1 rRNA gene is annotated in these 1,711 nt (G+C 53.0%); it reads right to left on the bottom strand.

From position 1 onward, the window contains the following. Positions 1-8: 8 nt before the first annotated feature. A 23S ribosomal RNA gene (locus RBB48_RS31560) occupies positions 9-1,711 on the bottom strand; the annotation flags it as partial.

Here is a 1,711-nt window from a genome sequence, read left to right as displayed (position 1 = left end):
CATATTATATGGTTAAGTCCTCGATCTATTAGTATTCGTCAGCTCCACATGTCACCATGCTTCCACCTCGAACCTATCAACCTGATCATCTTTCAGGGATCTTACTAGCTTACGCTATGGGAAATCTCATCTTGAGGGGGGCTTCATGCTTAGATGCTTTCAGCACTTATCCCTTCCGCACATAGCTACCCAGCTATGCCCTTGGCAGAACAACTGGTACACCAGCGGTGCGTCCATCCCGGTCCTCTCGTACTAAGGACAGCTCCTCTCAAATTTCCTACGCCCACGACGGATAGGGACCGAACTGTCTCACGACGTTCTGAACCCAGCTCGCGTACCGCTTTAATGGGCGAACAGCCCAACCCTTGGGACCGACTACAGCCCCAGGATGCGATGAGCCGACATCGAGGTGCCAAACCTCCCCGTCGATGTGGACTCTTGGGGGAGATAAGCCTGTTATCCCCGGGGTAGCTTTTATCCGTTGAGCGATGGCCCTTCCATGCGGAACCACCGGATCACTAAGCCCGACTTTCGTCCCTGCTCGACTTGTAGGTCTCGCAGTCAAGCTCCCTTATGCCTTTGCACTCTACGAATGATTTCCAACCATTCTGAGGGAACCTTTGGGCGCCTCCGTTACACTTTAGGAGGCGACCGCCCCAGTCAAACTGCCCACCTGACACTGTCTCCCGGGTCGATAAGACCCGTAGGTTAGAATTTCAATACAGTCAGGGCGGTATCCCACCAGCGCCTCCACCGAAGCTAGCGCTCCGGTTTCAATGGCTCCCGCCTATCCTGTACAAACTGTACCAAAATTCAATATCAGGCTACAGTAAAGCTCCACGGGGTCTTTCCGTCCTGTCGCGGGTAACCTGCATCTTCACAGGTACTATAATTTCACCGAGTCTCTGGTTGAGACAGTGCCCAAATCGTTACACCTTTCGTGCGGGTCGGAACTTACCCGACAAGGAATTTCGCTACCTTAGGACCGTTATAGTTACGGCCGCCGTTTACTGGGGCTTCAGTTCAGAGCTTCGCTTACGCTAACCCCTCTCCTTAACCTTCCAGCACCGGGCAGGTGTCAGCCCCTATACTTCGCCTTACGGCTTCGCAGAGACCTGTGTTTTTGCTAAACAGTCGCTTGGGCCTATTCACTGCGGCTTTCCGTTAAGAAAGCACCCCTTCTCCCGAAGTTACGGGGTCATTTTGCCGAGTTCCTTAACCAGAGTTCTCTCGCACACCTTAGGATTCTCTCCTCGCCTACCTGTGTCGGTTTGCGGTACAGGCACCTTTTATCTCGCTAGAAGCTTTTCTTGGCAGCGGGGAATCAAAGACTTCGCTCCATAAGGAGCTTCCCCATCACAGCTCAGCCTTCACGATAAGCGGATTTGCCTACTTATCAGCCTAACTGCTTGGACGTGCACAACCAATCGCACGCTTCTTCTATCCTTCTGCGTCCCTCCATTGCTCAAACGATAAAGAGGTGGTACAGGAATATCAACCTGTTGTCCATCGCCTACGCCTGTCGGCCTCGGCTTAGGTCCTGACTAACCCTGAGCGGACGAGCCTTCCTCAGGAAACCTTAGGCATTCGGTGGACGGGATTCTCACCCGTCTTTCGCTACTCATACCGGCATTCTCACTTCTAAGCGCTCCACCAGTCCTTCCGGTCTGACTTCACTGCACTTAGAACGCTCCCCTACCACTGATACCAT

This window comes from Bacillus sp. MMSF_3353, from assembly GCF_030733445.1.
Classification (GTDB): domain Bacteria; phylum Bacillota; class Bacilli; order Bacillales; family Bacillaceae_G; genus Bacillus_A; species Bacillus_A wiedmannii.
This window is presented reverse-complemented; position numbering and strand designations above follow the sequence as displayed.